This window comes from Paraburkholderia sp. AV2 (assembly GCF_054968425.1).
Window position 1 is genome coordinate 37710 of record NZ_JBANLK010000048.1, and the last position, 8351, is coordinate 46060.

Genomic DNA, 8351 nt, shown 5'->3' on the forward strand with positions numbered 1-8351 from the left:
GATCACCTTGACGGTGCATAATGGCCGGACCGCCGATGCAGTCGATGGCTACCCGTCAAGGAGTCCGTCATGCTAGCGAAGAACGAAGAATTCGTCGCTCATCTGCTCTCCGATGTCATGGAATTCGCTCGGGCGCGTTTGCCCGAGCCAACCTTCCTGATCGTCGAACCTTTCCTGCGGCACTACTACGATTTCGCCGACGCAGAAGATCTGCGCAGCCGCAGCATTGCCGACCTCTACGGCGCCGCCATGGCGCACTGGCGAACCGCCCAGCGCTTCGTGCCGGGCAGCGAGCGCACGCAGGTTTACAACCCGATTCTTGAGCAGCACGGTTGGCATTCAGACCACACGGTCGTCGAAATCGTCAACGACGACATGCCGTTTCTCGTCGATTCGGTCTCCATGGCCGTCAACCGGCTGGGGCTCGCGCTGCATTCGGCGCTGCACCCCGTGTTCCGGATCTGGCGCGACAAAGAGGGGACGATCCGGCGGGTGGACGAGGGCGTTGCCAGCACCGACGACGGACAATCGCAACTCGCCTCGTTCATCCACTTCGAGGTGGACCGCTGCGGCGACGCAGCAAAACTCGAAGAATTGCGCCACGACATTGCCAGGGTACTGGGCGACGTGCGGGCGTCGGTCGAAGACTGGCCGAAGATAGTCGAAGTCGCGCGCGCCACGATCAAGACCCAGAAAGCCCGCGAGTCGACCGCCGAGGACATTGAAGCGCGGGCGTTTCTCGAATGGATGGTGGCGGATCACTTCACTTTCCTTGGCCAGTGCGACTACGCGCTCGTGGGGCACGACGGCGGCTACGGTCTGCGCCGCGTGGAGGGCTCGGGCCTCGGCATCCTGCGCGAATCGCTGCGAGTGCCGGGCGCACCCGACGTCACCCCGTTGCCGCCCGCGGCCCAGGACATCATCGGCGGCGCCTGGCCCATTTTTCTCACCAAGGCCAACTCGCGCGCCACGGTACACCGGCCGGGCTATCTCGACTACGTGGGGGTGAAGCTCGTCGGGCCGGACGGCAAGGTGTGCGGCGAGCGCCGCTTCGTCGGGCTCTACACCTCGACCGCGTATAGGGTGTCCGCCGCCGAAATCCCCATCGTGCGGCGCAAGTGCGCGAACATCGTGCAGCGCGCGGGTTTTCTGCCGAAAGGGCATCTCGGCAAATCGCTTGTCACGGTGCTGGAAACGTATCCGCGCGACGAACTGCTCCAGGCCAGCGAGGACGAGCTCTACGAGATCGCGCTCGGCGTGCTGCGCCTGCAGGAGCATCAGCGCACGCGGCTGTTCGTGCGGCGCGACCGCTTCGACCGGTTCGTCTCGTGCCTCGTGTACGTGTCGCGCGACAAGTACAACACCGACTTGCGGCGGCGTATCGCGAACCTGCTGGCGGATGCCTTCAATGGCGTTTCCGTGGAATTCACGCCGCTGCTTTCGGAGTCCGCCATCGCGCGGATCCATTTCGTCGTGCACGCCGAGCCCGGCACGATGCCCGACGTCGACACCCGCGAACTGGAGGCGCGGCTCGTGCAGGTCACGCGCCGCTGGCAGGACGATTTGGCTGACGCATTGCTCGACGCATTCGGCGAAGAGCAGGGCACGCGGCTCCTGCATCGCTACGCCGATTCGTTTCCGGCAGGCTATCGCGACGACTATCCGGCGCGCACGGCGGTGCGCGATATCGAACTGATCGAGCGTGTGCAGGGTACGCCGCGCATCGCCATGAATCTTTACCGCCCCATCGAGGCGGGGCCGCGCACGTTCCGCTTCAAGGTCTATTGCGCGGGCGAAGCGATCGCGCTTTCGCGCAGTCTGCCGATGCTCGAACACCTGGGCGTGCGCGTGGACGAGGAACGGCCCTACGTGATCGAGGCGCCCACGTGCGCGCCGGCATGGGTGCACGACTTCGGCCTCGAACTCGCGGACGACACCGAATTCGATATCGAACGCGTGAAGGGCCTGTTCGAAGACGCGTTCGAAGGCCTGTGGAGCGGCCGCATCGAGAACGACGATTTCAATCGGCTCGTCCTGCGCGCCTATCTGGGCGCGCGCGAAGTCACGATCCTGCGCGCTTACGCAAAATATCTGCGCCAGGTGGGATCGACCTTCAGCGACGCCTATATCGAACGCGCGCTGACCGGCAATCCGGCGATCGCCCGCCAGTTGGTCGAACTCTTCGTACTACGATTCGATCCGCGCGACGACGAAGCCCGCGAGGAGCGCGTGGCGCTCAAGCTCAAGGCCATCGAAGCCGCGCTGGACCAGGTGCCCAATCTCGACGAGGACCGCATCCTGCGGCAGTTCCTCGGCGTGATCAAGGCGACGGTGCGCACGAACTATTTCCGCCGCGGTGCGGACGGCGCGGAACGGCCCGCGCTGTCGTTCAAGTTCGATCCGTCGAAAGTGCCGGGCCTGCCCGAACCCAAGCCGATGTTCGAGATCTGGGTCTACTCGCCGCGCGTGGAGGGGGTGCATTTGCGCGGCGGGCGCGTCGCGCGCGGCGGCCTGCGCTGGTCGGATCGCCGCGAAGACTTCCGTACCGAAGTGCTCGGCCTCATGAAAGCGCAGATGGTGAAGAACGTGGTGATTGTGCCGGTGGGCTCGAAGGGCGGCTTTGTCGTGAAGAATCCGCCGCCGGCGAGCGACCGCGAGGCATGGATGCGCGAAGGCGTGGCGTGCTATCAGACCTTCCTGCGCGGTCTGCTCGATCTGACCGACAACCTCGTGACCCGTGCAGTCGTGCCGCCGCCCGACGTGGTGCGCGACGACCCCGACGATCCCTACCTCGTCGTGGCCGCCGACAAGGGCACGGCCACGTTCTCCGACTACGCGAACGCGATTTCCGCCGAATACGGCTTCTGGCTCGACGACGCGTTTGCTTCGGGCGGTTCGGTGGGCTACGACCACAAGAAGATGGCGATCACCGCGCGCGGCGCGTGGGAGTCGGTCAAGCGGCACTTCCGCGAAATGGGCGTGGACACGCAGGCCACCGACTTTACGGTGGTAGGTATCGGCGACATGTCGGGCGACGTGTTCGGCAACGGCATGCTGCTCTCGCCGCATATCAAGCTCGTGGCCGCCTTCGATCACCGGCACATCTTTCTCGACCCCACGCCCGATCCGCTCGCGAGTTTCGCGGAGCGCGACCGCCTCTTCGGGCTCGAACGCTCGAGCTGGGCCGATTACGATACCGCCGCGATTTCGGCGGGCGGCGGCGTGTTCGCGCGCACCGTGAAGACGATTCCGCTCGCGCCCGCGGTGCAGGCGGCGCTGGGTATCGAGGCCGTGGCGCTTACGCCGAACGAGCTGATTCGCGCCATTCTGCAAGCGCCCGTCGATCTGCTCTACAACGGCGGCATCGGTACGTATGTGAAGGCTGCGCGCGAAACGCACGCGCAGGTGGGCGACCGCGCCAACGACGCGGTGCGCGTCAACGGCTCGGACCTGCGCTGCAAGGTGGTGGGCGAGGGCGGCAATCTCGGTGTGACGCAGCTCGGGCGCATCGAATTCGCGCAGCACGGCGGGCGCATGAACACCGACGCGATCGACAACTCGGCAGGCGTCGATTGTTCGGATCACGAAGTGAACATCAAGATCCTGCTCGGCCTCGTGGTGGCCGACGGCGAAATGACGACGAAACAGCGCAACACGCTGCTGGCGGAAATGACCGACGAAGTCGGACTGCTGGTGCTGAGCGACAACTATTACCAGACCCAGTCGCTCTCGATTGCCGGTCGTTATGCTGTGAGGCTGCTGGATGCGGAGGCGCGCTTCATGCGCTGGCTCGAACGCGCGGGGCGGCTCAATCGCGTGATCGAATTCCTGCCGACGGACGAGGAAGTGGCCGAGCGCCAGGCCGCGAAGCTCGGCCTCACGTCTCCCGAACGCGCCGTTCTGCTCGCCTATAGCAAGATGTGGCTCTACGATGCGCTGCTCGACTCGGACGTGCCTGAAGATCCTCTCGTGGCCGGCCTACTGACCGATTATTTCCCGAAGCCGCTTCAGCAGCGGTTCAGCGAGCCGATGCAGCGGCATCCGCTGCGGCGCGAAATTCTTGCCACGCATCTGACCAATGCGCTCGTGAACCGCGTGGGCTGCGCGTTCGTCCATCGTCTCATGGAGGAGACCGACGCGCAGCCCGACGAGATTGTGCGCGCATGCATCATGGCGCGCGACGTGTTCGACCTCGACGACATCTGGCGCGCCATCGACGCACTCGACAACCGCGTGCCCGACGACGTTCAGGCGCGCATGTTCGTCGAGATCGCGCGGCTGCTCGAACGTGCGGCGCTGTGGTTCCTGCGCCATCTGCAGGCGGGCGCGGTGGACCGGGACGGTGTGGGCTCGCTGCTTGCGCATTGCCGGACGGCGGCGCAGCGGCTCGCGCCGCAACTGCCCGCGCTGCTGCCGGAGGGCGATCTCGAAGCGCTTTCCGTGCGCCAGGGCGAACTGGTGAATGCGGGCGTGGAAAGCCCGCTCGCGCTGCGCGTGGCGGGCGGTGAAATCTCCGTCGCGCTGCTCGATATCGCCGAAGTGGCGGCGGCATGCGGCCGGCCGCTGGAACTCGTCGCGGCCACGTATTTCGCGCTGGGCACGCGGCTCAATTACGGCTGGATCAGCGAGCGTGCGGCGGCGTTGCCCACGCCGACCCACTGGGACACGATGGCGCGCGCGGGCGCGCTCGCGGAGGTGGCGCGCCTCAAGCGCGCGCTCACGACGAGCGTGCTGGCGCAGGCAGCGGAGGTGGCGGATACGGCGGACGCGCAAGCGCTCGTGGACACCTGGTGCGGGCAGCACGAGGCCGCGCTGGAACGCTATGGGCAGTTACTTGCGGAATTGCGCGCGTCGAGCGGCGTGAGTCTTTCGGTGCTACTGGTGATTGTTCGGGCGATGGCTACGCTCGAGAGGGCTTAAGGAGGGAAACCGATGACGAAGAGAGTGATTGTGACCGGCGGCAGCGGCCTTGCCGGAAAGTGGGTAGTGCAAGACCTTGTCGGGCACGGCTACGAGGTGCTGAATCTGGACCGTGTGCCCATGGCGCAGCGAACCGCGCGCACGCTGATCGCGGACATCACGGACGCCGGCCAGGTGTTCAACGCGCTCGCCTCCAGCACGGCGGCGGTGGAGTTCGCCGAAGACCTGGAGCCGAAGCCGATCGACGCGGTCGTTCACCTGGCCGCCATTCCGCGCATCATGATTACGACCGACAACGAGGTCTACCGGATCAACGTGATGGGCACGTACAACATTCTCGACGCCGCCTCGAAGCTGGGGATCCGCAAGGTGATCGTGGCGTCGAGCGAGACGACTTACGGCGTGGTGTTCGCGCACCGGCATCGCGACCCCGAGTACTTCCCGCTCGACGAAGCGTATCCGGTGAACCCGATGGACAGCTACGCGACGTCGAAAGTGGTCAACGAAGTCACCGCGAAGGCATTTCAGACGCGGACCGGTTCGGATATCTACTGCTTTCGTATCGGCAACGTGCTCGAACCCGACGACTATGCGAAGTTCGCCACGTGGCTCAAGGATCCAGGCTTGCGCAAGCGGATCGCGTGGAGCTATATCGACGGGCGCGATCTCGCTCAGGCATGTCGCCTCGCGATCGAAACAGACGGGCTCGGCTTCGAGATCATGAATATTGCCGCGGACGACGTCTCTTCCGACGTGCCCACGCAGACGCTGCTGGAACGCTACTATCCCGGCGTGCCGGTCAAGAAGACGCTCGGCGAGTTCGAAACGTTGCTCAGCAACGAGAAGCTCAAGCGTCTGCTCGGCTGGCAGCAGCAACACTATTGGCGGGACGAGGCGGCGCGCTTCAGCGGGTAGGCGTTTGATCTCAGCATGCCGCTTTGCGCCGCGTTTTCCGCAGACCGAGCGCGCGGCATGCTATCTCCACCAGTTCGGCGACGATGGTGTCGACGTCGAGCCGTCCTTCGGGCTTGTACCAGGTGTACAGAAAGCCCGACACACTGCATGCGGCCTGCGCGGTGATACGCGTTTCGTTGAAATCGAACCAACCCTCGTCGCGGCCCTGTTCGAGCAGCGCGCACAGGCGCGCATAGAAATGTTCGGCGAGCTGATGCTGCTTCTCCAGGTACTCGGGGCGGTAAGCCTGCCGTTCGCGCGCCGGAAAAAACGAACTCGGGTAGTGCTCGATCGTTGCGCGGATCAACTGCTCGATCCCGGCGACCACCTTCTGGTGTGCGGGGCGAGGGTCGTCATCGGGGAAATCCAGCACCGTGAAGCAGGCGACGGCCGGCCGCCACGACAGCGTTTCGAAGATTTCCTGCTTGCTGCCGAAGTAATAATAGACGAATGGTTTGGTCACGCCGAGTGCCTGGACGATCTGGTCCATGGTCGTGCTCGCATAGCCCTGCGCGGCGAAAAGCCGCTCCGCGGCATCGAGAATCCGCTCGCGCTTATCGTCCGTACCGTGCGTCGCGATACGCTGGCGGCCCGATTTCGCGGGCAGGGTCGGCTTTTTTTTCATACTGACTAGTATAAGAGTGATACTGGTTGGTATATATTAAGGGCGCTGCTACGGCCGGTATGGGCTGGCGCCTGTCCCGGCACACGACTGTCCAATTGTATGGGATCGGAGTAAGGCGCTGAAGCGCTCACCCCGGTCGACACTGGAGACGACCCGATGGCCGATGCCGCCCCGCAAGCCCAGCCGTTGCACGAAACCCTGCGCCATCATGCGCGCACGATGCCGTCGCGCGCGGCGCAGATCTGGTACGGGCGAACGATTACGTGGGCCGAACTCGACGCGATGAGCGACGCGTTCGCGGCCCGGATGCAGGCGCTCGGCGTGAAGAAGGGGGAACCGGTCGCGCTGTACATGAACAACTGCCCGCAGTACCTGGTGGCGCATTATGGGATCCAGAAAATCGGCGCTGTCGTTTGCCCGTGCGGGCCGCTGAACAAGGAACATGAACTCGCGTATCAGCTTGGCGACCTGCACGCGCGCGTGATCGTCGCGGCCGACGTGCTGTTGCCGATCGTCGACAAGGTGCGCAGCCAGACGCAGTTGCAGCATGTATTCGTTGTCCGCTACGGCGATCTGCTGCCTGACGAACCCGAGATTCCGGTGCTTGCCGAGTTGCTCGAAATGCGTGCGCGGGCGGCGCCTGTGCCGGCCGGCTGTGAGGATTTTCTCGAGTCGGCCCGCTCCGGCGCGCGGCCGACGCCGGTGGATGTGGGTCTCGACGACCTCGCGCTGATGACCTATACGTCCGGCTCGACCGGCTTGCCGAAGGGCGCGATGCTGACCCACGGCAGCACGGTGTACAAGATTTCGTCCGCGGCGAAGATCAACGAAACCGGGCCCGACGACGTGATGCTCGCGGTCGCGCCACTCTACCATATCGCCGGCATGAACAATGGCGTCTACGCGCCGGTCTGCACCGGCGCGACTTCGGTGCTGATGTATCGCTTCGATCCGGTTGCCGTCGCGCTCGCGCTCGAACGCTATCGCATCACGTGGTGGTACAGCATCGCTCCGATGAACGTTGCGCTCATGCAGTTGCCCGACGCGCGCCAGCGCGACTGGAGCGCATTGCGCCGCAATCCGGTGACGAGCTTCGGCATCGCGTATACCGAGGCGCTGGCGGACCAGTGGCACGAATTCACGCCGAACTGCATCTCCGCCGAGGCCGCGTACGGGCTCAGCGAAACGCATACGTGCGACACCGCCATGCCGCCCGATGCGATTCGCTGGGGCACGCACGGCAAGCCGTTGCCGGGCAACGAGATCCGCATCGTCGATCCCGCGACGGGCGCCACGCTGCCGGCCGGTGAGTCGGGCGAGATCGCGATTCGCGGGCCCGGCAATTTCCGGGGCTACCTGAACAAGCCCGAAGCGACCGCCGCGACACTGCGCGACGGCTGGGTCCATACGGGCGACATGGGCCGTTTCGATGCCGACGGTTATCTGACCTTTCTCGGCCGCTTCAAGGAAATGATCAAGGTGTCGGGTTACAGCGTGTTCCCCGAGGAAGTCGAGGTCATCCTGATCAAGCATCCGGCCGTCGCGCAGGCAGCGGTGATCGCGAAGCCGGACCCGGAGAAGGGCGAGGTGGTCTGCGCGTTCATCGTCATCAAGCCGGGCACTGGGCTCACGGCCGAGGCGCTCGTGGCGTGGGCGCGCGAGAATATGGCGGCTTACAAGGTGCCGCGTGAGGTGCGCTTTATCGACGCGCTGCCTACGACCGGTTCCGGTAAGGTGCTGCGGCGCATGCTCAAGGAGCTTGTTTGAGATTTGCGTTTCCTTGTGTTCGTGGTGGTTTGCCAGGGTTGCCCCTGTGCGGGGCGGCACCTACTTTCTTTGCCGCGGCAAAGAA

Annotated in this window: 4 protein-coding genes; 3 read left to right on the forward strand and 1 reads right to left on the reverse strand. The window is 64.9% G+C overall.

Going from position 1 to position 8351, the window contains the following annotated elements; all coding sequences use genetic code 11:
- Positions 1 to 69: 69 nt before the first annotated feature.
- The gene (locus V8683_RS25695; protein ID WP_411193091.1) at positions 70 to 4920 is read left to right on the forward strand and encodes an NAD-glutamate dehydrogenase; all 4851 of its coding nucleotides are present in this window, start codon (positions 70 to 72) and stop codon (positions 4918 to 4920) included.
- Positions 4921 to 4932: 12 nt separating this feature from the next.
- The gene (locus tag V8683_RS25700) at positions 4933 to 5835 is read left to right on the forward strand and encodes an NAD-dependent epimerase/dehydratase family protein (protein ID WP_411193090.1); all 903 of its coding nucleotides are present in this window, start codon (positions 4933 to 4935) and stop codon (positions 5833 to 5835) included.
- A 10-nt stretch (positions 5836 to 5845) separates the two neighbouring features.
- On the opposite strand, the gene V8683_RS25705 is transcribed toward V8683_RS25700, so the two are convergent.
- Positions 5846 to 6499, reverse strand: coding sequence for a TetR/AcrR family transcriptional regulator (locus V8683_RS25705; RefSeq protein ID WP_411193089.1), 654 nt, complete (start codon positions 6497 to 6499; stop codon positions 5846 to 5848).
- Positions 6500 to 6655: 156 nt separating this feature from the next.
- On the opposite strand from V8683_RS25705, the gene V8683_RS25710 reads away from it, so the two are divergent.
- A complete protein-coding gene (locus V8683_RS25710) occupies positions 6656 to 8266 on the forward strand; it encodes an AMP-binding protein (protein ID WP_411193088.1) in 1611 nt (536 codons plus the stop codon).
- Positions 8267 to 8351: the final 85 nt, after the last annotated feature.

Bases quoted from the DNA above. Each gene is read 5' to 3' on its own strand.
- V8683_RS25695 (WP_411193091.1), top strand. From the start codon at position 70: ATGCTAGCGAAGAACGAAGAATTCGTCGCTCATCTGCTCTCCGATGTC.
- V8683_RS25700 (WP_411193090.1), top strand. From the start codon at position 4,933: ATGACGAAGAGAGTGATTGTGACCGGCGGCAGCGGCCTTGCCGGAAAG.
- V8683_RS25705 (WP_411193089.1), bottom strand. From the start codon at position 6,499: ATGAAAAAAAAGCCGACCCTGCCCGCGAAATCGGGCCGCCAGCGTATC.
- V8683_RS25710 (WP_411193088.1), top strand. From the start codon at position 6,656: ATGGCCGATGCCGCCCCGCAAGCCCAGCCGTTGCACGAAACCCTGCGC.